Origin of the sequence: Streptomyces sp. H27-H5, assembly GCF_026627505.1 — a bacterium.
In the GTDB taxonomy this organism is placed as follows: domain Bacteria; phylum Actinomycetota; class Actinomycetes; order Streptomycetales; family Streptomycetaceae; genus Streptomyces.
In genome coordinates, this window is the sequence record NZ_JAPNLK010000001.1 from 101660 (window position 1) to 123173 (window position 21514).

Genomic DNA, 21514 nt, shown 5'->3' on the forward strand with positions numbered 1-21514 from the left:
TCACGGCTCCCGGATGTCGAGCCGCCCGGTCAGCTCGGCCAAGCCCACCGCGAGGAAGAAGTCGCCCCAGATCAGCTCGTGCCGGGTCGCAACGCCCCGCCCCGCGTCGTAGCAGCCGTCCAGCAGCATGCCCCCGGGGCGGCTTCCACCGGTCCGGGTCAGGTGCGCGTCGGTCAACCGGCGCAGGAGGGCGACGGCCCGCTCCCGGTGGCGCCCGGCCCGGGGCCCGGGGGCGTGACCCAGTTTCAGCAGGGCGACGGCCGTGATGGCGGCGGCGGAGGTGTCCAACGGGCCGCCGGACACGGTCCCCACCCCGGGACCGGCACCGATGCCAACACCGGACCCGGGCACGGGCACGGACTCACGGTCGTACGGTACGAGGGGCGGTGCGGCTCCCGTGGTCCCGCCGGCCAGGTGCTCCGCCGCGGCGGAGCACCGCTCCCTGATCCCCTGCGGGACGGCGGGTCGGTGCACGGCGTCGGCCGCGGCGAGCAGCAGCCAGGCCCGGCCCCGACTCCAGCCGACCGGCGGTTCCTCGCACCGCTGCGGGCCCCGCTCCCTCTCGAACTGCCAGGCGGGGATCACGGTGCCGTCCTCGCCCAGGCAGAGGTCCAGGTGCCGTTCGAGGTGTGCCGCGGCCACCCGCTCCCCGGCGGGGCCGGCGCCGGCCAGCAGCGGCGCCATGCCGGGCACCCCGTCGACCCGGAGCAGCATGCGGGGCCCGCCGAAGGCCGACCCCCAGGGCACCGCACCGAGTTCGGGGTCGAAGGCGGCCGTGCAGGCCCGGGCCGCCCGGATCCGCAGGTCCCGTGCCACGGGGTCGTCGCCGGCGAGGGCGGTGCCGTACCAGAAGGTCAGCCCGCGGGCCGCGGTGTCGTCGTCCACCCGGTCGGCGAGTCGCGCGGTGCACGCGGAGGCGGCGGCCCGGTCCTCCTCGGCCCCGGTGTGCCGGGCCAGGAGCCACAGCGACCCGGCCCAGAAGCCGCCGGTCCACGCGCCCCGGCCGGTGGTGGCCCACCGGCCGGTGTCCGGGTCGGCGTACAGCGGAAACCGCTCGCCGACCTCGGCGCGGGTGCGGGCCACCCGGTCGAGCACGCCGTCGAGCGCCGCGTCGGCCCAGGGCGCCGCGCTCATGTCGTCACCGCGGCCGGGTTTCGCGCACCGCGCTCCCGTACCGCCCAGGTCGTGGCGACGGCGCAGGCGAACGCGAACTCCGCGGCGACGAGCAGCCATCCGGCGCCGTACCGGCCGGTCTCCGCGAGCACGCCGAACAGCGGCGGGCCCACCGCGAACCCGGCGAAGAACCCGGCCGAGACGAGCGCCGAGTCCTGTCCGGCCCGCCCGGGGCCGACCCGCTGCATCACCAGCACCATGGACACGGCGTTGCCCGAGACGGCGAACACCCCGACGGCCACCACGGCCGGCCAGACCAGCGGCGGCGCCCACAGGGACGCGGCCAGCAGCCCGGCCGCCGCCACCGCGCCGGCCGCCAGCAGCCCGGGCAGCCACTCGGCCCGGCCGGGTCGGGCCGCCTTGGCCCAGCAGATGCGGCCGACGATGCCCGCGACCCCGAGGACGGCGACGAGGGCGGCGGCCGTCGTGGCGCCCAGGTCGAGCCGCCGGGCGCCGAACAGGGCGACGTACGTGTTCACGGAGGCGATCCCGGAGCCCAGGAAGACGGAGAAGACGGTGAGCCAGGCGATGGCGCCCCGGGGTACCGGGGAGAAGCGCGAAGGGGCGTTCCGTACGGGAGGGTCGGCGGGCAGCGCGCGCCAGGCCCACAGCGCCACGATCACGGCGCTCGCGGCGGCGGTCCACACCGCGGCCCGCCACCCGACCCCGCCGGCGAGCGCCGCCAGCGGCAGCCCCGCCGCGAAGGCCCCCGCCTGGACCCCGGATTGCTTCGTCCCGGTGACCGCTCCGCGCCGGGCCGGGGAGACGGCCGCCAGGATCGCCTTGTTGGTGGCCGGGTTGGCCAGTGCCTGGGGCAGTCCGCCCAGGGCCACGGCCGCGAGCAGGAACCCTGGTCCGGGCGCGGAGCCGATCAGCGTGAGCGCCCCGCCGGAGACGAGCAGCAGGAGGACGAGGGACCGGCGGGGCCCGATCCGGTCGACGAGCCGACCGCCGAACGGCGACAGCACGGCCGCCGTTCCGAAACCGATGGTGGCGGTCAGGCCCAAGACGGCCGTCGGCACGTGCAGTTCGTCCACCAGCCTCGGTCCGAACGCGCCGAGCAGGAACAACTGGAGCATGGAGAACGCCATGGCGCAGGTCAGGAGGACGGTCAACCGACGCTCGCCCCGGGGCGGTCCCGCCTCCCGCGCCGACTGCTCTCGATCCGCCACCCGTTGCCCCGTTCCTCGGTCGGTCGACCGGTCGGCCCTTCGGGCGGGCCCGTCGTTCGGCCCTCGGTCGGGACAGGAGTCGAAGGAGCCGACTCCGTGGTTCCGGAGCCCTGTTGTGGCGTGCGACACACCACTTTTTGTCAGGTCGGGGCAAGTTTGGGCGCCCCTCTGGGGATGCCGTGAAGGGAATGCGACGATGAGCCCGCCATGACACCGGGTCGATGTTGCCGAGCGTTGCGGGCTGCGATGTTCGCGGCCACCTGCGTGCTGCTCGCGGCCGTCGGACACGTCCTCATGTCGGACAAGTCCGTCCCCTGGTGGGCCATGGCGGCCGGGTTCGCCGGCGTCGGGGCGAGCGCCTGGATCCTCGCCGGCCACGAACGGGGCCTGTTCTCCGTCACCTCGGCGGCGATCGTCGTCCAAGGCGCCCTGCACTACGGGTTCTCCCTGGTCCAGGCGCGAACCGGCACCGCCGGCGGCAACCTCACCCACCCGCCGGGGACGTTGGCCCACGGCGCCGTCATGGCCCACACCGGGCACCACATGGGAGGCGCGGCCACCCCGGGCTCCGTGACCGCGATGAACGGGGCGACGGGAACCCCCGCGCCCGGCGACACCGCCGGGATGGCCGCGATGGCCGACATGTCGTCGACCGGCATGCTCAGCGCCCACCTGCTCGCCGCACTGCTCTGCGGCCTCTGGCTCGCCTACGGCGAACAGGGCGCGTTCCGCGTCCTGCGCGCGGTGGTCGGCCGGATCCGACTCCCCCTCGGGCTCCTCTTCCGCCTTCCCCCGCCCGCGCACCGGCCCCGGGTCCGGACCCTTCGGGACCACCGGCCCCGACCGTTGCGCGGTCTGCTCCTCGTCCACGCCATCACCTCACGGGGCCCGCCTCAGGGGATCGCTGTCAACTGACAGCCGGCCCCCCGGACGGCGACGGCACTCGGCCGCGCGCACCGGGCATCGGTCCTGCCGTTCGGCGGGCCGTACCCCCTCACCGGCGCCGCCGCACCCGATCGGCGCGGCGGCGATCCCGGATTCCCGGAAGGACATCAGGCGATGACCCCTGCCCTGCTCCCCCGTCCGATCACCGCCGAGACGGCGCCCGCGCGACACACCGCCGGATCGGACGAGCCCACCACGCAGCTGGCGCTCGCCGCCCGTGACGGCGACCCCGACGCGGTGGACCGCTTCGTCCGCGCCCTGCAGCGCGACGTCTGGCGCTACGTCACCTACCTCAGCGCGGACCCGCAGGCCGCAGACGATCTCACCCAGGAGACGTTCCTGCGGGCCCTGGGCAGCCTGCACCGCTTCGAGGGGCGCTCCTCCGCCCGTACCTGGCTGTTGTCGATAGCGCGGCGCACGGTGGTCGACAGCCTCCGGCACAAGGCCGCCCGGCCCAGGCTCTCCGGCCGGGACGACTGGCAGACCGCCGCCGAGCAGACCCAGCCGTTGGGTCTGCCGGGGTTCGAGGACGGCATCGCGCTGGCGGAGCTCCTCGCCACGATCCCCGCCGAACGCCGTGACGTCTTCGTCCTCACCCAGGTGCTGGGGCTTCCCTACGCGGAGGCCGCCGTCGCCCTGGGGTGTCCGATCGGCACGGTCCGTTCCCGGGTGGCGCGGGCCCGTACATCGCTGATCGCGCTGCTGCGCGCGTGATCGGCGCGGGCCGGTGACCACCCGGTCGCCGGCCCGGGGCGTGCACCGGTACACGGCGCGGGGCGGGCAGGGAACGCGCGCCCGTACCTGCGGGTCGTCCGCACCGCCGAACCACCCCTTCTCCAGGGGATCGAGAGGGCGTGACGGTGCGTCGGGCCTGTGGGACGCGCGCCAGGCCCGGCTCGGGCATGGGGGCTCACACCATGTCGGGGGCCCGGACTGTGTGGTGCCGCGCCATGGGCGGGCGGCGGGCGCCGTCCCTAGTGTTCCCGCATGACGAGCAGACTCCCCCTCCCCCATCCCCCACCGGCCCCGGACCCGGCCGGCGCGGATCAGCGGGGGCGGGTCGCGCTGGTGACCGGCGCCGGCAGCGGTATCGGCCGGGCCTGCGCCCTCGCCCTCGCCGAGGCCGGCGCGACCGTGCACGTCGTCGACATCGCGCGGGAGCCGGCCCGCGAGGTCGCGGCGGCGATCGGCGGCCGGGCCCATGTCGTCGACCTGGCGGACCCGGCGGCCATCTCCGCCCTGCCCACGCGCGTCGACATTCTCGTCAACAGCGCGGGCCTCCAGCACGTCGCCCCGATCACCGAGTTCCCCCCGGAGCGCTTCGCCCTGATCCAGCAGGTGATGGTCACGGCGCCCTTCCTGCTCCTGCGTCACCTGCTGCCGCACATGTACGCGGGCGGTTGGGGCCGGGTGGTCAACATCTCCAGCGTGCACGGGCTGCGGGCCAGCGCGTACAAGTCCGCCTACGTCGCGGCCAAACACGCCCTGGAGGGGTTGAGCAAGGTCACCGCGATCGAGGCCGCCGCCCACGGGGTGACCAGCAACTGCGTCAGCCCCGGCTACGTCCGTACTCCCCTCGTGGAGGGCCAGGTCCAGGACCAGGCGGCGGCGCACGGGGTGAGCCCCGAGGACGTCCTGTCCGACGTGCTGCTCGCCCGTTCGCCGATCAAGCGGCTCATCGAGCCGGAGGAGGTGGCGGCGGCGGTCCTCTGGCTCTGCGGCCCCCACACCGGTTACGTCACCGGCACCTCGATCTCCCTGGACGGCGGTTGGGGCGCGAACTGAGCGCGGCGATCGTGGCCGGCGGCTCCGCCCGGGTCGTGTCGAGACCCCGCGCGTGGGCCCGACACGCCAAACGGACCCTCGGATCTCGGGGTCCGGGGGTCCGTTCTCGCGCCATCATGTGTCATGGCTCCTCGCCCGGTCGGGACTCCCGCCGGACCGGCTGCGATTCTCACCCCTTCGGCCACCCCACGGCGGGCCGGCCGCGCCCGGCGGACCGCCCCGAACAGGACTGGACGCTTCCGCATGGTGCACGTACTCGGCAGCAGGATCCTCCTGACACCCACGGATCCCGAACGGTCCCGCGCCTTCTACGGCGAGGCCCTGGGGCTCGCCGTCCACCGCGAGTTCGGCACCGGACCCGAGCGGGGGACGGTCTACTTCCTGGGCGGCGGCTTCCTGGAGCTCTCGGGTCGCGCCGACACCCCGCCGGCGCCCGGGCTGCGCCTGTGGCTCCAGGTCGCGGACACGCAGGAGGCCCACGAGGAGCTGCTCGGGCGGGGCGTCGAGGTGCTGCGTCCGCCGCTGCGCGAGCCGTGGGGCCTGATCGAGATGTGGATCGCGGATCCGGACGGCGTGCGGATCGCCGTGGTGGAGGTACCCGCCGACCATCCGCTGCGGTTCCGCCCCTGAGGCTCCCCGCCCGAGTACGCCGCCGGCGCCGTCAGCTCTGCGCCGGCACACCGCCCGGGGGCGACGGCGACGGCGCCCCCTCGCCCCTGTCGTCGAAGTTCCGCCCGGCGGTGTCCCCGGCGTCGGCCCGAAGGCGCCGCGTGGCCCGGGGGCCGCTCGCGCGCGCGTGCCGGATCGCGGGGACCAGGCGCAGCTCGGTCGCCAGGGTGAACAGGTCCCCGGCCTGGCCCCGCAGCCCGAGGATCACCAGGTCGCCGCCGTGCCGCTCGGCACGGGCGTGCAGCCGGACGAGGAACCGCAGGCCCGCGAGGTCCATGAACGTGACCCCGGCCAGGTCCAGGACAACCGCCACCGGGGCCGGCAGGGCGCCCGTGATCCGGTCGAGGCCTTCCACGGCCCCGAGGTCGATCTCACCGCAGGCCGTGATGACCACGGTGGCGCCGGCGAGGACGGCGGTGACCTCGAAGGCGTAGCCCTTGGCGGCCGCCCGCGCGGCGGCCGGCGAACCGGTGTCGCGCGGGGTCTGCCCGGTGTCGCGCGGGACCTGACGGCCGTCCCGGAACCATTGTGCGACGAGCATGTCGTAGATCGGCGTGTCCCCCGACGGCCCTCCGGTCTGCCGGAGCGGCGCGGGCGACCGGACGGACGTGGTTGCCGCGGGGCGCGTGGGCGTCATACCGGGGTGAACGATCCTTCCCGAGGGGAGGTCGCGCCGCGTTATCAGGCTGTGTCCCGGCGCGCGTCACCCTCGGCCGCCCCGGTCACCGGATCGTGGGCGTGGTGAGCGCCCCCGCGCGGGGCCGCGGGCGGCGCACGGAGCCCGCTGGGGACGCTTCCCAGCCTCCGCGCCCTCACGGGGCGGCGCAGCGTCCACCTGGCGCTGCGGGCGGCGCAGGGCGGGTCACGGCCGACCCCGACCCGGCTCACCCGTTCGGCCCCTGAGCCGGCCGGGAGGATCACCCGCGGGGCGACCCGTACGGCGGCCGGGCCTGCGAGAGGCTCGGCCGCGGGCGGGGATCACGCGACGCGTCTGGCCCAGTGGAGAGGAACCTCGGCTCCTCCACCTGCGCGTACCGTCTCGACCACAGCCTGATGGAGGTCCCGGCTCTCTCCTTCCGAGATGCACTCCACCGGGCTGCCGGACAGGGTGAACCAGTCCGACGAACCGCTGTACTGAACCGCCACCTGTGCCAGTGCACCCGTCCAGGTCGTGTGCACGGTCAGGTTCCCGGAGATGACGCCCACCTCGGTGGTGCGGACACCGCCGGCCTCCGGGTAGATCCCCGTGGTCGTCCATGAAGCCCAGGCCATTCGGCATCCACCTCCTTCCTGCAGCGATCGGCGAGACGCAGGAGACGTGACACGGGGCCCGCGCCGGCCGGCAGTAGTCGCCACCCGCGCCCCCGCTCAAACCTCCTCCACCTCATTTCCCTCCTCTTGGTCTACCCCCATTGGCCCCATCGCTCACAGGGGGCTCTCATGGAAACCACGCCGGTCCCGCTGCCCGCGTCGAGCACGGAAGGGTACGCCCATGTACGAAATGCGCGCCGAGTCCACCTCCGACCGCCACCAACTGTTGTGGCACGTGATCGCGAAGGAAGCGACCCTCAACACCCTGTGCGGCTTCCAGCTCGGCCCTGACCAGGCCGCGAAGTCGATGACCGAGTCCGGATCGGAGCGCTACTGCGCTCCCTGCATGGACGCCTTCGGCAAGGCCGTGCACACCTCCACGAAGCCCCTGTCCCCCACGAGCGCGGGCGACTGAGCCCGGTCGGACCGCGCGCACCGGGGGCCGACTCCGGTGCACGCGGTCAGTCGGCGTCGGGGCACTGGCCCTGTTCGAAGTACGCCATCAGCCCGGGGTCGAGCGGGGGGACCCGTCGCGGGGTGCCCCCGTCCCGCAGTGAGGTGGTCGCGAGGCAGCCCGCGGCGACCGCCATGCGGGCCGCGACGGGCGAGGTGTCGGTGGCTCCCCCGTGGCGGACGAAGCGCAGGAACTCGTCGATCAGGAGCGGATCGGCGCCACCGTGTCCGCCGCCCGAGGCGGCGGGGATGGCGTGGGAGGCGTCCGGAGCGGCCCGGTAGCCGGACCGCCGACCGTTCCAGACCCGTACCTCGCCACCCGGGCCGTCACCGAAGTTCTCCAGTCGGCCGGCGTCCCCGATGACCGTGTAGTTGCGCCAGTAGTCGGGCGTGAAGTGGCACTGCTGGTAGGCGGCCAGGACCCCGTTGGCGAGCCTCAGGTTCAGCAGCGAGACGTCCTCCACGTCGATGACCGGATTGAGGCCCCGCTGGGTGTGCGGCGGCCAGTGCCCGTCCTCGGTGTACCAGTCCTCGTGCTTGGGTTCGCCGTGGGCGCGGCGGTGCGGGTTCTCCCCGTAGACCATCAGGTCGCCCATCGCCTGCACGTCACGGGTGTAGGAGCCGGCGAGCCAGTGCAGGACGTCGATGTCGTGCGCGGCCTTCTGGAGCAACAGGCCGGTGGTGTAACGGCGTTCGGCGTGCCAGTCCTTGAAGTACCAGTCGCCGCCGAAGCCCACGAAGTGGCGGACCCAGATCGTCCTGACGCGGCCGACGGCGCCGCGCTCGATGAGTTCCCGCATCAGCCGCACCACGGGCATGTGCCGCATGTTGTGTCCGACGTACAGGCGCGTGCCGGTCTCCCGGGCGGTGCGCAGGATCGTGTCGCAGGCGGCCACGGAGATGTCGAGGGGCTTCTCGACGAACACCGGTGTGCGGGCCCTGAGGGTCCGACAGGCCAGGTCGGCGTGCGTGTGGTCGGGGGTGAGGACGAGGACGGCGTCGATGCCGGGGTCCTCGATCACCTCGACGTGGTCGGCGGTGACGCGCGCGTCCGGGAAGGCGGCCGCCGCCGCGGCGCGGGCGCGTGGATCGGGGTCCGCGACGGCCGTGACCGCCGCTCCCCGGCCGGGGCGGTGGGCGGTGCGCGCGAGGCTTCCGCGCAGGCCGTATCCGAGGACACCGATACGGATGTCGGTCAAGGTCGACTTCCTTCGCGTCGAACGTGGTCACCGGCGAGGGCGCCGGCAGGCCTCGTGACGCTTCCCCTCCCCGGGGCACCGCAATCGGGCGCCGTCGCGGCGGGCCCTCACCCCGGGGCGCGCACTCCGGCGCCCCCACCGGGCGTGCTCAGCGGGCGTGCTCACCCTGCGCGCCTCGACTCGGCGCGTTCGCAGGCGCGTTCATTCGGGCAAGGGAGCGCGCCAACCCCAGGCGGTGATCATGCCGGCCGACAGATCGGCACAGTCGGGCGAGTCGAGGTACGCGATCGCCGCGTCGACGGTCGCGTCGTCCACCTGTCCCGTCGCCACGATCGCCGCTCTCGCCCGGTGCCACGTGTCCGCCCAGAAGCGGCTGATGGGGCTTGCGGGGAGCAGGGGAGGCACCCGGACCTCGGCGCCCACGCGGACGAGTCCGGCGGCGCGCAGCAGGTGCGGATGGTCCGTGATCCGGGAGACGTCGGTGCCGATGGTGTCCCGAAGTCCCTGCCACATGGCCCGCATGACCCGGGTGTACGGCGTCGCGTCCGCGCCGGCGTCGTGGTTCGGGTCTACGGCGTGGTTCGGGTCGACGGCGTCGCTGATGACCAACACCCCTCCCGGGACCAGGAGTCGGGAGAACGAGGAGATCAGGCGTGGGCGGTCGGGCAGGTGCATGAGGACGAACCGGGCGTGGACCAGGTGGAATCGGCGGCCGGGGTCGAAGTCCGGGGCGGTGATGTCCGCTTCCATGACGTCGAGTCCGGGGACGGGGTGGGCGGTCAGGAAGCGCACGTCACGGTCGACGGCGAGGACGGAGTCGACGTGCTCCTCCCGCAGCAGTCGCCGGCTGACCGTTCCCGTTCCGGCGCCCAGGTCCAGGCAGTGCCGTCCCGGCCCGATTCCGAGGTCGCGCAGGCGGGCCATCGTGACGTCGTCGTAGGCGAGCGCGCCGAGGTCGATGCGGTCGCCCTCGCCGACCAGGTCGGGCGGGAAGACGTCCTCGCCGTACCGGCCCGCGGCGCGGGGCCCTGGTGTCGGCCCGTCGGAGCCGGCGTGTGCGCACATCTCACGTCACATCCTTCACAGGGGGGGTCGGCGTGGGTCCGGCGGGAGCCACCGGTGGTCCCGACGGCTCTCCTCGGTTCGGGCTCCCGCTCCCGCGCTCGCCCGGGCATGCCGAGAGCGCCGGTGACCTGGGCGGACCGGCGCGGTCGACGGACGGGTGGGGCGCCGTCAGGGGCGGATTGCGTCGCAGGTGATCTCCAGGTGGCGCGGGCCGCGCAGTACCGCGTTCTGGCGGTAGGGCGGCGGGTCCTCGACGAGTCGGGGGTTGTCCAGGCGGCGGGCCAGCTCGCTGAGCGCGAGTTGCGCCTCCAGCCGTGCCAGCGGGGCGCCGAAGCAGCTGTGGATGCCGCTGCCGAGTCCCAGGTGTTGGATGTCCTTGCGGTACGGGTCGAACCGGTCCGGGTTCTCGAAGCGGTCCGGGTCCCGGTTGCCCGAGGCCAGCACCAGCCACATCGAGGAGCCCTTGGGGATGGTGACCCCGCGGACCTCGATGTCGACGAGCGGGGTGCGCTGCGGCAGGAGCTGCACCGGCGGCTCGAAGCGCAGCAGTTCCTCCACCAGCGGCACGGCGAGCTCCGGGTTCTCGCGCAGGTCCGCCAGGACGTCCGGGTGCCGCAGCAGCGTGAGCATGCCGTTGGTGATGAGGTTGACGGTGGTCTCGTGGCCGGCGATCAGCAGCAGGGCGGAGGTGCTGAGCAGCTCCATCGTGCTCATCGTGTCGTCTTGGCCGTGTCCGGCGGCCAGTTCGGACAGCATGTCGTCCTGGGGGTTCTTGCGCCGCTCCTCGATCAACCCGGCCAGGTACATGCCCAGTTCCATGCGGGCGTCGTGGGTGACGCGGAGCCGCTCGGCCGGGTCGGCGTCGGGGTCGGGGTCCAGGCCCGCGGCGATGGTGTCGGCCCAGCTGTGGAAGCGGGGCTCGTCCTCGCGCGGCACGCCCAGCAGCCGGCAGATCATGGTGACGGGGAACGGGTAGGCGAACTGGTCCACGAGGTCGATGCGGCCGGGGTCGCCGAGGTTGTCGATGAGTCCGCTGACGATGCCGTGGAGGTCGTCGCGCATGCCTTCGATGCGGTGGGGGGAGTGCGGCGGCCCGAAGGGGCGGTTGGTCATCCGTCGCAGTCGGTCGTGCTCCGGGGGATCGAGCTTCAGGAAGCTCGGCGGCAGCGCCGCCTCCTCGCCGCCGCCCCCGCCCTCGCCGTCGGCCAACGGGTCGCCGGCCGTCGCGGTCAGGTTGTGGGCGTCGGAGCTGAGCCGCGGGTCGTGCAGCAGGCTCTGGATGTCGTGGTAGGTGCTGATGACGTAGGGCCCGGTTCCGTCGTGGAAGACGGGGGTCTTGCGCAGCTCCTCGTACAGGGGATACGGGTTCGAGCGGTTCGAGTAGTCCAGGATCTGCTTCAGGATGCCTTCGGCCATGTCGGTCCTCCGGGGGCGTGCGGGTCAGTGCCCGGCGGGGGTGAAGGTCATCCGGCGGTCGGCCGGCGAGTACCCGCTGAGGGTGATGGTGGGGCCGTGCGTGGGCACGGAGGGGTCGGGGAAGTCGGCGGGGATCGGACGCTGCCCGTCGGAGCGTCGGTCGACCGTGGGGAACGGCGGCGGGAACGGCGCGGTGGCCTCGATCTGCTGCTCGTAGAACTGCAGCCAGCGGCAGTTGTCGAAGGTGACGGCGCCGATGACGCGTCCCTGGTAGCCGTAGACGCCGGTGAAGCGGCGCTCGGCGCGCGAACCCTGGGTGATCATGATCTCGGTGCCCATGGAGGGCACGCCGACCGACTTGATGTTCACCCCGAACTGCGAGGACCAGAAGGCCGGTACCCAGATGTGGGGGCGCCGGTCGCTGCTCTCGCTGAGCATGTTGTGCGCGGCCGTCTCGGCCTGGGCGACGGCGTTGCCCCAGTGCTCCAGCGACAGAAACTGGTAGCCGAACAGCGGGTGCGGGGAGCGGGCCACGTCGCCCGCGACGAAGACGTCGTCGGTGACGATGCCCCGGACGTCGAAGGCCCGGCAGCCGGCGTCGCAGGCGATGCCGCGCGGGCCCGCTCCGAGACCGGAGCCGGCCAGCCACTCCGTGTTGCGCTGGGCTCCGAGGGAGACGACGACGACGTCGCACTCCAGGGTGGTGCCGTCCGAGAAGTGGGCGGCGCGGACCCGTCCGGTCGTGTCGCCCTCCAGGCGGGTGACCATGACGCCGGTGCGCAGGTCGACGCCGTTCTCCCGGTGCATTTCGGCGGCGACGGCGCCGATCACCCCGCCGAGCGCGCCGACGAGGGGGGCGTCGCCGCGTTCGGCGACGGTGACCTCCAGGCCGCGCTCGCGGCAGGCCGAGGCGATCTCGGAGCCGGTGAACCCGGCGCCGATGACCAGGACCCGCCGGGGGCCCGCGTCGAGGTGCCGGGCCAGCCCCACCCCGTCGTCGCGGGTACGGAGCACGAAGACCCCGTCGAGTTCGCCCTCGGCCTCGTTCGGCCAGGGCCGGGCGCGGACGCCGGTGGCGATCATCAGCCGGTCGTAGGGCACCTCGTCGCCGTCGGCGAGCTTGACGCGCCGGGCCGCCATGTCGAGGCCACTGGCCGGGACGCCGAGCCGCCACTCGGCGTCGATCTCGCGGCGGCGGGGCAGCGCGGTGCGGTCGGCGGTGGCCTTGCCGAGCAGGACCTGCTTCGACAGGGGCGGCCGGTCGTACGGCTCGTACGGCTCGTCGCCGATCATGGTGAGCGTGCCCTCGAAGCCCTTGTCCCGGAGCGTTTCGGCGGCGCGCAGGCCGGCCAGGGACGCGCCGACGACGACGATCCGTCCCTCGCGCTTGAGCCGGTCCAGGGACCCGTCAGGCATGGGGGGCCTCCCCGCTCGCGGCGGTCCGGCCCGCGGCGGCCATGTCCATCTCGTCCACGAGGATCGCCTGCACGGGGCAGGCGGCGACGGCCTGGGCCACGCGCTCGCGCTGTGCGGACTCGGCTTCCGGGTCGTAGAGCAGTCCTTCGTCCCCGTGCATCGCGAAGACGTCGGGCGCGAGGAATGCGCACTGGGCGTACCCCTGGCACCGGTTCAGGTCGACGACAAGCCTCAACAAGGTGCGGTCCTTTCGGTGACCCCCGCGGCTACCGGATCCAGCGTGCGTGGCGGCGCCGGCGCCGGCGCGCCCGGAAAGCCATTGGGGTGACGGGCTGGATGCCTCACGCGGGACGGCGGCCCACCCGCAGGATGTAGACGCTGACGAGCAGGGACCAGGCCGGGAAGACCATCTCGAACCACGGCAGGGTGGAGCCGAACACCAGCAGGACCAGACCGACGGCGTAGCCGAGGAGGGTGAGCGGGCGCGGGAAAACCCCGAGCTTGCGCCCCATGGTCGAGGTGGCGAAGACGAAGACGGCGGCCATCCGCATCGCGTACGTCGTGAGCAGGGTGTACGCGAAGTGCCGGCCGAAGTCCTGGGGCTGGGTGGTTTCCAAAACCGTCCCGGCGGCCGCGGCGGCCCCGAACAGCGAGGCGACGAAGACCAGGCCGCTGCCCAGGAAGGCGGTGGCGACGAACCGGTCCTCGGAATCGCCGGTGTGCGCGCGCAGTGCGCCCATGAACCAGAGGAAGGCGATGCCGGCGAACGGCACGAGTTCCACGGCGGTGGTGACGGCGCTCCGTTGGCCCGAGGTGATGGCGATGTCGTCGCCGCCCGCCCCGGCGGGCAGACCGGTCCGGGCGAGCACGATCGCCGTGGCCAGCAGCAGGGCGAAGACGATCCCCGCGACGCCCGCGGCGCGCGGGGTGCTCAGGCTCTGTGCCGGGATCGTGCCCGGTGGTCCCTGTCTCATGGCTCCAGCAAGCCGGGCCCGGGCCCGGTGTGCCAGCGGGGCCGGGCGGTCGGGTGACGGGAGGGACGCGCCGGGGCGGTCGGTCGGGCGGGCCGGTCGGATGGACGGACGGACGGACGGCGAGGTTTGCCGGTGGGGTGTGCCGTGGGTGGGTCAGCCCCTCCGGTCCATGCTCCACATCGGCAGGGTGCGGAAGAAGGCGACGGCTTCCGGTCGCCAGTACTCGTCCCAGGAGGCGGCCTCGGCCGCGGCGGCCCGCGCGTGGGAGCGCATGGCGTCGCGCAGTTGTCGGTCGGCGCCGTTGCGGCGGGCGATGTCCCGGATCCGGGCGATGGTGGCGTCGGTGCAGTGCGGGTCGCCGAGCGCGGCTTCGACGAGGGCCGCCTCGGACCCGGTCGCGCGGGCCAGTACCGCGGTGACCGCGTAGGTGCGTCGGCCGGAGCGGATGTCGGCCCCCGTCGACTTGCCGACGCCCGCGTCCTCGCCGAACAGGTCGCGGTGGTCGTCGCGCATCTGCTCACCGATCCCCACCAGGCGTGCGTACCGGTGCAGCCGTTCGTGGTGCGGCGCCGGATCCTCGCCCGCGGCCAGCAGCCCCATGGTCAGCGGCGCCAGGAGGGAGTAGCGGGCGCTCTTGAAGTCGGTGACGGTGTGCAGGAACTCCTCGTCGGGCCGGGCGTGGGTGTCCCGCTCCAGGTCCACGATCTGTCCGACGACGGTCTCGGCTGCGGTCCGCAGGTGTACGCCCAGGAGGCTCTGGCGGAGTTCGGCGGGGACGTCGGCCTCCAGCAGGACCTGCATGGAGAGGAACGCCGCGAGGTCCCCGGCGAGCACGGCCAGGCCGAGGGCGGTGGGGGCGTGGTCGGGGAACTCGTCGCGGTAGGCCTGGTGGGTGGAGGGCCCGCCGCGGCGCAGGGGCGCCTCGTCGATGATGTCGTCGTGGACGAGTCCGTGGGTCTGCAACAGTTCGATGCTCAGCGCGGCCTCCGTCAGGCCCGGCACCTCGTCGGTGGTGACCAGCCGGGCCGCCTCGTGGAGGAGGACGACGCGCAGACGCTTGCCGCCGCGCAGGGACAGGTCCCGCAGGAGTTCCAGGCATCGGGGGGTGAACCGGCTCATCGGCGGGGTGTCGAGCCGTTCGCCGAGGGTGTCGAAGTACCGCGCGAAGTGCGCGTCGAACCGGCTGCGGTGTCCGGATATCCGTTCCAGGGTGGTGGCGGTGGCCGTGGCGTCCATGAAGATCAGTATCGGGTGTGCGCGGACGGCCCGGGCGGCCGGCGGCGATCGGCGCCGAGGCGCCCCGGGCCCGTCAGGCCGCTGTCGCCTCCCTCGCGCCTCGTGCGTCTCTTGCCTCTCAGGCCCCTCAGGCCGGGATGTCGATCACACCGACCGGTGCGGTGGTCGGGCTCACGGAACCGGCGGCCGATTCGACCGTGACGCCGACGGAGGTCGCCTGGTCGACGGGCCCGTCGAGGAGTTTGACGTGCCAGTTGCCGCCGCCCCGCAGGGTGCCGGCCGCGCGGGTGGTGCCCGCGTCGTCGTACCAGAGCTTGTACACCTGGCCATCGGGGAGTTTCGGCAGCCCCGAGGCGATGAAGGCGGCCTTGCTCTCGCTGCGGGAGACGATCACACAACCGGTGGCGCCGTCCTCGAACCGCGCGGCGCTGACCTTCGCGTCGGGGGCCGCGAGCACTTCGGCGAGCTCCTTGACGGGGCCGGTGCGACGGGTGGACTCGATGAGGCTGCCGCGCGCCTGCACGGCCTCCTGATGCTGCCACAGGGCGATGCCTCCGAAGCCGAGCGCCGCGGCCAGACACGCCGCGAGGATCCAGCGCCCGCGCCACGCCGCCCGGCCCGGGCGGGCTCCCGCGCGGCTCCCGGGCCGGGCCGCGCCCGGGGCGTGCGCGGCGGCGGGTGCCGGGTACGGCACGACGGCCGGCGGCAGGCCCGGCTCCTGGGGGGTGTCCGCGATCCGTTCCAGGACCGTGCGGCGCAGGTCGGCGGGGGGTGACATCGGAGGCGTGCCGCTGAGGTCGGCGACGACGGGGGTCAGCGCGGCGGCTTCGCGGCGGCAGGACACGCAGCCCGCCAGGTGTCGCGCGAAGGCGGCTTCCTCGTCGGGCGGCACGGCGTGCAGGAGGTACGCGCCGAGGGGGGCGTGGGGGTCGGGCGCGATGCTCATCGGGATGCCTCCAGACAGTCGCGCAGCCGGTGCAGTCCGTCGCGGAGCCTCGACTTGACCGTGCCTTCGGGCGACTCCAGCGACCGGGCCACCTCCCGGTAGGTCATCCCCTCGTAGAAGGCCATCCGTACCGCCTCCCGCTGGGGGGCGGTCAGGCCGTCCAGGCAGCGTCGTACCTGCCGGTACTCCTCCCTGCCCTCGACCTCGTCCGCCACCTCGTCGAAGGCGGGCATCCGATCGAGGAGCGCCGCCTTCTCCTCGCGCGCGCCGCGTGCCTGCGCGGAACGTACGCGGTCCACGGCCCGGCGGTGGGCCAACACCATCACCCAGGCCTTCGCGGTGCCGAGTTCCGGGCGGAACCGGCCGGCGGTGCGCCACACCTCGATCATCACCTCCTGCGTCACCTCCGCCGCCTGGTCCTCGTCCCGCAGGACCCGGCAGACCAGCCCCATCACGGGGCCGCACATGGCGTCGTAGAGGGGGGCGAAGGCCTCTCCGTCGCCCTGGGCCACCCGGAGGAGCAGCTCGTCCGGCCCGTCGGCCGGGCCGTCGCTCACGTCGTCCGGGCTGTGCGCCCTTTCGGTCCTGTCCGTCCTGTCCGCCATCAGAAGTCCCGTGCTCCTTCCGGTGCACCGGCTTCCGATCCCATCACCGTTGAGGGCCGGGCGCATCCGGAGGGCCGGGGAAAAGAGCGACGAGGGCCCGCGGTGCGGGCCCTCGTCAACCATCCGTCGTGCGGGAGAAGCAGCTACCAGCGGTGGTTGTACGAGCAGTCCCAGTGCCCCTTGACCCAGTCCTTGTCCCAGTGGCCGGGGACGTACTCCCACTTCCAGTGGCCCTGGCCACCACGCCGGGAGTCATCGTGGCCCTGGCCTTGACCTTGACCTTGACCTTGACCCTGGCCCTGGCCCTGGTCCCGGTCCCGGTCCCACCTGCCGTTGCCGTTCCCGTTGCCGTTGTCGTGTCCGTTGCCGTTGTCGTGTCCGTTGCCGTTCCCGTTGTCGTGCTTCCAGTGGTCCTTTACCCAGCGCTTCTCCCAGTGACCCTTGACCCAGCGCTTCTCCCAGTGAGCCTTCTTCCAGACGCACTGCTTGCCGCGGTCCCCGGTGACGGAGGCCGCGACGGTCTGTGTCGCGGCCGGCGCGGCCATCGCGGGCGCCGCTGCTCCGAGCGCCGCACCGCCGACGAGTACGCCGGTCGAGGCCACGGCCACCGCCATGTGTCTGACACGGATGGGAACGGACATGGATCCCACCTCCTCGCCCTCACCCGAGTGAGAGCAGTGAGTGATGTGACACAAGTAATTCGATGCAGCCGGTGGGTCTGGATGGGATGAGTTCGCGTCAGGTTCCGCGCGGCCCGTTCGTGGCGGAGGACGCGCCCGCCTGCGCGGTGGCCGGAGCCGCCGGGGCGGACGAGCCCGCCGGTGTCGTCGGCGCGGTCGGCGCACCCGAGGGGGCGGGGCTCTGCGGGGTACAGGTGACCTCGTCGCGCGGGGTGTAGTGCGTCTTGTACGTCTCCCGCTTGGCCTCCTGGCCGCCCTGCACGAAGACGCGGTCGACGGCGACGTCGAAGCCCTCCAGCGGAGTCTGCACCTCACAGGTGGAGCCGGAGCCGGTGCGCTTGCCCGGGGGCGTGATCGCGGTGCGCGGGCCCTGGGTGGCGCGTATCTCGTCGTACTTCTTCGTGCCGAGGAAGCTGATGGTCAGGGAGGTGTCGGTGGACCGGGCCTGGATGTAGATCGCGTGGCCGGAGTCGTTCTTCCAGCGCAGGTCCAGCGTGCCCCAGGCGACGGTGGCCTCGCGGCCCTCGGGGTAGCGCTCGATGTAGAACGAGTGGGCGCCGTGCTCCAGCGGCTTCACGCCGGCGAAGAACAGGGCGTTGTACATGGTCGTGGCGACGGCCGAGACGCCACCGCCGGGCGACTTCACGTACTGGCCGTCATTGATCATGATCCCGTCGACGAACCCGTTCTCCTTGGTGCGTTCGCCGACCGTCTTGTTGAAGCTCCAGGTCTCGCCGGGCATGACGACGGAGCCGTTGATCAGCTGCACGGCCCGGCCGATGTTCGTGGTGCGGTAGGGCGCGGCGGGGAAGTTGACCGTGAAGGACGACATCTTCTCCTTGATCCCCAGGCGCTGCGCGTCCTCCGCCGTCAGGGCCGGGTGGATCGGGGTCCCGCTGAGTTCGGCGGTACGAGCGGCGGCGCCGGTGCGGGTCAGCAGCGGTTCGACGGCCGCGCCGAGGGCCTTGTCCGTGACCTTGGTCCCGCTGCGTCCGTCGGACGCGAGGACCGCCCGGTCGGCGGAGTCGAGCCGGAAGGTGGCGTTGCGCGGCTCGGGAGTGACGGCGTCCACCTGGCGGGCGACCGCGGGGTCGGCCAGCAGGGACTTGGAGTCGAGCCGGGGCTTGAGGCGGCCCTGGCCGTCGGCCGCGACGTCGAGGTGGCTGCCGAGCACGGCCGGGGATATGGATATCGGCTTGCCGGCGAGGTTGAGGGTGACCGGACCGGACATCGCGGGTGCGGCGAACTCCCGCAGCGCGCGATCGGTCTCCTGGCGCCCTATGGCCGGGTCCGTCCGGTCGACGGGGAGGACGACGGGACCGGCCTGCGGTCCCAGGTAGGCGGCGCGCACGGTCTGCGGCACGTCCTCGGTGCGCAGGGCGACGCCGGTGACGGGCTGGGTGACCCGGGGCTTGCCGTCGCTGAAGGCGATGTCGCCGTCGCGGGCCTTGCGGTCGCCGGCGGCGAGCCGGTCGACCGCGGCGGCGCTCTTGGCGTCGTCCATGCGGGTCACGGGCTCGACGGCGCGCTCGCGGGTCGGGGCGAAGAGTCGCCCGATGACCGTGAACGGATTGGATCCGGTGTGGGCGGCCTGGTCGACGGTGGCCCCGGTGTCGAGGGACAGACCGAAGGAGGCGGGGGCGATCCGCTCCGTCCGGTCGCCGATCCGCAGCTCCAGGGGGGCGCTCGCGGCCGGGCCGAGCGTGCGGTCCAGGGCCGCCGTGGCCTCCGTGCGGCTCATTCCGCCGATGTCGACACCCTGGACGTGTGTGCCGTCGGCGACGGAGTCGCCGGTCACGACCAGGGCGGTGGCGTAGAGGCCGCCGAAACCGAGTACGGCGGCCCCGCCCGCCAAGGTCAGGGCGATCCGCAGGTTGCGGGGCGTCCGGCGGTTGTCACGTCGCATGTCTCTCCCGGTGGCCGTGGTTCTGGTACGCGGTGGTCCTGGTACGTCGAAGGGGCGCCTGGCACCCACCCGAGAACCTGAAACGCGCCAGAACAGTGACCAGCATGAAGGAGATACCTGCCAAATCGGGCAAAATGTGCCCGTTCTCACGCTGCCCTGGTCGCCTGGTCCGACGCACGTGGCGGACCTGCGCGGAACGACGAGGACGGCCGCCCGCGCGTGGTGCGGGGGCGGCCGTACACGGAGCCGGAATCGGTCGGAAGCGCTGGTCAGGACGGGCAGACGCCCTGCTCGTAGTCGACGGTGGCGGTCGCCCGCGAGTACTGCCACTGCGGGCTCAGGAGCTGCTCGGTGAGCTGCCGGGCGGCCGCGGGGCTCTCGACGACGTACCCGAAGTCCTGGAGCCACGCCGGGTAGAGGTTCTTCGAGCCGATGTAGAAGGCGGCGTCGTCCACGGAGATCAGCTTGTGGTGCTGCGCGTAGGGCCGGCCGTCCGCCCAGGTCGCGCCGGGGGCGGCGCGGAAGGTGGCGAGCTGGAGGTTCGAGCACATCGTCGTGCGGGCGGCGGCACGGTCCCCGGTGACCAGCGCGAGCCGGTCACGGAGCGTGTCGCTGATCTCGGAGAGGGACTTGATCTGCGAGTAGCCGCCGCTGCCCACGGCGCCCCGGTTCGCGGGGTCACTGACCACGATGCGCACCTTGACCCCGGCGGCCAGTTTGGCGGCGAGGGCGTCGTAGACGCGGATGTCGTAGCGGGGCAGGGGCGGGCAGGTCGCGTTCAGGTCCTGCTGGGAGATCTCGATGTGTCGGTTGGCGCCGGAGATCAGCGCGCGCAGCGCGCTCTCCTCCGGATTGACCGTGTCGTAGTCGCGGTCGGCGTTGGTGTTGTCGTGGAGTCCGACGACGCACTTGGTGTCGGGGGCGGTCGGCAACTGGGGCCGGAACGTCGACGTGGGGTCGTTGCGCATGATGCCGACGCCGAGCCCACCGACGGCGAGGGCCGGGACGTCGCCCTGGGGCGCGGGCGCCGCGGCGGGCTTCGGCAGCGAGGGCAGACAGGCGGCGCCGTTGGAGGAGGCGAACCAGACGCTGGAGATGTTGCCCTTGTTCTGGCAGGTCCAGGACCACAGCTCGTCCAGGTAGCGCCCCGCGGAGGCGGCGGCCGGCCCCTTCAGTGCGAGGTCGACGTCGGCCACCGGGTGCGTGGTCTCCAGGTAGTCGTCCTTCCAGCTGTTGATCCCACCCGTGATCACCGACTGGCCGTCGACCAGGAGGATCTTGGAGTGGTTCCAGGAGAAGGCGGTCTTGGAGGTCGTCATGGAAGCGACGTTGAGGTCGACGTTCCGCGCGTCCTCGCCGAGTCGGGCGACGAGTTCGTCCCGGTACTTCGACGGCACCACGTTGAGGTGGTAGATCGGGGCGGCGCCGACGAGGATGCGCACCTTGAGCTTGTTGCCCCGCGCGGCCGAGGCCTTCAGACCGGAGACGAGGGCATCCTGGAAGGCGCCGTTGGGGAAGGGGGCCAGGGTCGATATGTCGACGGTCTGCTTCGCCTGGGCGACGTTCTCGGTCATCTTCGCGAGCAGGCGTTCGGTACCGGGTCGCCGCGCGCACCCGACGTCACCCCAGCAGCCGGGGGTCTGGAGCAGCCAGTCGCTCCCGCCGGGCGTCGAGGCGTCGAGGGCGTTGCCGTCGGTGCGTTCCCACACGCGCCCTTCCAGGCCGGGTGAGACCCGCCGGAGTTCCTGCTCGATCGCGTCGAGGTGCGGTGTGGTGGCGGCTGCGGCCGGCGCGGCGGGCAGGAGCACGAGGAGCGCGGCCGCGACGGCGGCCCGGGGAGCGAGGCGGGCGGACCGCGGAGGCGTGGGGCGGAGCAATGTGGGTTCCTTGCGAGAGGGGTGGCCGTCGCCGCGCCCGACCACGACGGGTCCCGACGGGGCGACTGGCAAGATCAACTCGCGGACGCTATCAGTCCGATAGGCACCGCATTGGGCACCGGACATCGGATTCAGCCACGGGCTCCCTGCCGTATTTCTGGCGCTGTGTACGCGTTTTGCCGGACCGCTCCGCCCTTGTCCGCGCCGGCACCTCCCGGCGCCCCGGGGCGCCGCCGCCGTACGGGGAGGGGAACCTTGTCCGCATTCCGCCTGCGCGGCGGCGGGTTCGGCCCGCGCGCGGGCCAGCCCCTGAACGGGACGCGCGGCGGGCGCGGCGGGTCGAACGTGTCCCGGCGGACCGGCCCTCGTTGGCCCGGCATGACCTTCGCCGGCCGCATGGCCCTCACCGCCGCCCTGTCCGTCGCCGCCCTCGGCCTCGGCATGGGCGCCGCCCACGCCGACACCCCACCCGCACCCCTCACTCCACCCACCGCCCTGGACCCGCTGCTGACCAGCGGTGACCTGGGCCAGACCGCCAATGAGCTGGGCGGACAGCTCGCCGAGAGCCTCAACGACTGACCCGGACGACCGACCCCGGTCCTGCCGCGGATCCAGTCCTGAGGGCCCTGGGGGTACCGACGCCCGGATTCCGCCCCCGGAGCCCGCCGCCCGGAGCCCGCGTCCCG

General features: G+C 73.5%; 22 protein-coding genes. 6 read left to right on the forward strand and 16 right to left on the reverse strand.

Annotation, left to right across the window (positions count from 1 at the left end; translation table 11 throughout):
• A complete protein-coding gene (locus tag OTB19_RS00525) occupies positions 1–1134 on the reverse strand; it encodes a sugar ABC transporter permease (RefSeq protein ID WP_267795893.1) in 1134 nt (377 codons plus the stop codon).
• On the reverse strand, positions 1131–2345 hold the full coding sequence (locus tag OTB19_RS00530) for an MFS transporter (RefSeq protein WP_267795894.1): 1215 nt from the start codon (positions 2343–2345) through the stop codon (positions 1131–1133). The genes OTB19_RS00525 and OTB19_RS00530 overlap by 4 nt, the downstream gene beginning before the upstream one ends.
• Positions 2346–2579: 234 nt before the next feature.
• On the opposite strand from OTB19_RS00530, the gene OTB19_RS00535 reads away from it, so the two are divergent.
• The 4 genes from OTB19_RS00535 (at position 2580) to OTB19_RS00550 (ending at position 5705) form a co-directional block, all read left to right on the forward strand.
• Positions 2580–3260, forward strand: coding sequence for a hypothetical protein (locus tag OTB19_RS00535; RefSeq protein ID WP_324290491.1), 681 nt, complete (start codon positions 2580–2582; stop codon positions 3258–3260).
• Positions 3261–3404: 144 nt separating this feature from the next.
• Positions 3405–4004 (forward strand): sigma-70 family RNA polymerase sigma factor, encoded by a 600-nt coding sequence (locus OTB19_RS00540; RefSeq protein WP_267795896.1) that lies wholly within the window; start codon positions 3405–3407, stop codon positions 4002–4004.
• Between the two features lie 273 nt (positions 4005–4277).
• A complete protein-coding gene (locus OTB19_RS00545; protein ID WP_267795897.1) occupies positions 4278–5075 on the forward strand; it encodes a 3-hydroxybutyrate dehydrogenase in 798 nt (265 codons plus the stop codon).
• Between the two features lie 243 nt (positions 5076–5318).
• Positions 5319–5705 carry a VOC family protein gene (locus OTB19_RS00550; RefSeq protein WP_267795898.1) on the forward strand — a complete coding sequence of 129 codons (387 nt, stop codon included), beginning with the start codon at positions 5319–5321 and terminating at the stop codon, positions 5703–5705.
• Between the two features lie 31 nt (positions 5706–5736).
• On the opposite strand, the gene OTB19_RS00555 is transcribed toward OTB19_RS00550, so the two are convergent.
• Together OTB19_RS00555 and OTB19_RS00560 are read right to left on the reverse strand one after the other, a co-directional pair.
• Positions 5737–6381, reverse strand: a complete 645-nt coding sequence (locus OTB19_RS00555) for an STAS domain-containing protein (protein WP_267795899.1) — start codon at positions 6379–6381, stop codon at positions 5737–5739.
• Positions 6382–6722: 341 nt separating this feature from the next.
• Positions 6723–7016: a hypothetical protein gene (locus OTB19_RS00560; RefSeq protein WP_267795900.1), complete on the reverse strand. Its 294-nt coding sequence runs from the start codon at positions 7014–7016 to the stop codon at positions 6723–6725.
• A gap of 220 nt (positions 7017–7236) precedes the next feature.
• On the opposite strand from OTB19_RS00560, the gene OTB19_RS00565 reads away from it, so the two are divergent.
• Entirely contained in the window at positions 7237–7470 is a 234-nt protein-coding gene (locus OTB19_RS00565; RefSeq protein ID WP_267795901.1) for a hypothetical protein, read from the forward strand.
• Positions 7471–7516: 46 nt separating this feature from the next.
• Here OTB19_RS00565 and OTB19_RS00570 read toward each other — a convergent pair whose 3' ends face one another.
• From OTB19_RS00570 to OTB19_RS00625, 12 genes are all read right to left on the reverse strand, one after another.
• Entirely contained in the window at positions 7517–8707 is a 1191-nt protein-coding gene (locus tag OTB19_RS00570; RefSeq protein WP_267795902.1) for a Gfo/Idh/MocA family protein, read from the reverse strand.
• A gap of 201 nt (positions 8708–8908) precedes the next feature.
• A complete protein-coding gene (locus OTB19_RS00575; RefSeq protein ID WP_267795903.1) occupies positions 8909–9772 on the reverse strand; it encodes a class I SAM-dependent methyltransferase in 864 nt (287 codons plus the stop codon).
• A 168-nt stretch (positions 9773–9940) separates the two neighbouring features.
• Positions 9941–11188, reverse strand: a complete 1248-nt coding sequence (locus OTB19_RS00580) for a cytochrome P450 (protein ID WP_267795904.1) — start codon at positions 11186–11188, stop codon at positions 9941–9943.
• A 24-nt stretch (positions 11189–11212) separates the two neighbouring features.
• Complete coding sequence (locus OTB19_RS00585; protein WP_267795905.1) at positions 11213–12604, reverse strand: NAD(P)/FAD-dependent oxidoreductase; 1392 nt, start codon at positions 12602–12604, stop codon at positions 11213–11215.
• Positions 12597–12839: a ferredoxin gene (locus tag OTB19_RS00590; RefSeq protein WP_267795986.1), complete on the reverse strand. Its 243-nt coding sequence runs from the start codon at positions 12837–12839 to the stop codon at positions 12597–12599. Before OTB19_RS00590 ends, OTB19_RS00585 begins: the two co-directional genes overlap by 8 nt.
• A 106-nt stretch (positions 12840–12945) precedes the next feature.
• Entirely contained in the window at positions 12946–13578 is a 633-nt protein-coding gene (locus tag OTB19_RS00595; protein ID WP_267795906.1) for a hypothetical protein, read from the reverse strand.
• A 153-nt stretch (positions 13579–13731) separates the two neighbouring features.
• The gene (locus OTB19_RS00600; RefSeq protein ID WP_267795907.1) at positions 13732–14814 is read right to left on the reverse strand and encodes a polyprenyl synthetase family protein; all 1083 of its coding nucleotides are present in this window, start codon (positions 14812–14814) and stop codon (positions 13732–13734) included.
• 127 nt (positions 14815–14941) lie between these two features.
• Entirely contained in the window at positions 14942–15760 is an 819-nt protein-coding gene (locus OTB19_RS00605; RefSeq protein ID WP_267795908.1) for an anti-sigma factor, read from the reverse strand.
• Positions 15757–16365 (reverse strand): ECF RNA polymerase sigma factor SigK, encoded by a 609-nt coding sequence (gene sigK, locus OTB19_RS00610; protein WP_267795909.1) that lies wholly within the window; start codon positions 16363–16365, stop codon positions 15757–15759. The genes OTB19_RS00605 and sigK overlap by 4 nt, the downstream gene beginning before the upstream one ends.
• A 143-nt stretch (positions 16366–16508) precedes the next feature.
• Entirely contained in the window at positions 16509–17006 is a 498-nt protein-coding gene (locus tag OTB19_RS00615; RefSeq protein ID WP_267795910.1) for a hypothetical protein, read from the reverse strand.
• A 97-nt stretch (positions 17007–17103) separates the two neighbouring features.
• A complete protein-coding gene (locus OTB19_RS00620; RefSeq protein ID WP_267795911.1) occupies positions 17104–18951 on the reverse strand; it encodes a VanW family protein in 1848 nt (615 codons plus the stop codon).
• Positions 18952–19220: 269 nt separating this feature from the next.
• Entirely contained in the window at positions 19221–20828 is a 1608-nt protein-coding gene (locus OTB19_RS00625) for a phospholipase D-like domain-containing protein (protein ID WP_267795912.1), read from the reverse strand.
• Between the two features lie 255 nt (positions 20829–21083).
• Between OTB19_RS00625 and OTB19_RS00630 the strand changes: the two genes are divergently transcribed.
• Positions 21084–21407, forward strand: coding sequence for a hypothetical protein (locus OTB19_RS00630; protein ID WP_267795913.1), 324 nt, complete (start codon positions 21084–21086; stop codon positions 21405–21407).
• Positions 21408–21514 lie beyond the last annotated feature (107 nt).